Source organism: Haemophilus sputorum CCUG 13788, from assembly GCF_000238795.1.
Taxonomy (GTDB): domain Bacteria; phylum Pseudomonadota; class Gammaproteobacteria; order Enterobacterales; family Pasteurellaceae; genus Haemophilus_A; species Haemophilus_A sputorum.
Genome location: NZ_AFNK01000028.1, coordinates 1 through 504 on the forward strand (window position 1 = coordinate 1; position 504 = coordinate 504).

1 protein-coding gene is annotated in these 504 nt (G+C 36.7%); it reads right to left on the minus strand.

The features are described from left to right. Nucleotides 1-352 (minus strand): VirB4 family type IV secretion/conjugal transfer ATPase (locus tag HSP_RS10865; protein WP_010128850.1); only part of this gene is annotated, 352 nt, incomplete at its 3' end. Between the last annotated feature and the right edge of the window lie 152 nt (nucleotides 353-504).

The following is a 504-nucleotide window of genomic DNA, read 5'->3' on the forward strand; positions in this document are numbered from 1 at the left end:
TATCTCGTGTAAACGATTGAGTAAGAATAAATTCATAGGGTTGCTTGAGAAGAAAATCCCATTGTCCGGGGGTCGTTTCTATAGGGAAATCCTTCAAAATATAATTCGTTGCAAACTTTTTACTATCCGATTCGTTGTTACGCAGTTCAAGAACATCAGCACCAAAATACCATTCAGAATCACAAATACTGGATGATAAGGGAGTGGATGATAAAGGAATCATGTTATGTTCTGTATTTAGCAATAGTGATAAATAGTCTGCCACCTCACTAATATAAGTATTGTGAACTGATAAAACAGAAGCGTTAAATGGCTGAAGTGCTTTTTGCGCCTGTTGTGTCATTTCATTCATGCGCTCGATTCCGGTATCAACATCATCGTAGGGAATCCCAAATGTTAAATACCATGTTGATTTGTAGAATGCGCTGGATGTGAACAGAGCAAGGTATTTTTTTGAAAACCTGCTTAAAAAAGCATTGTCAAAATTCTATTCTCCATCAATGG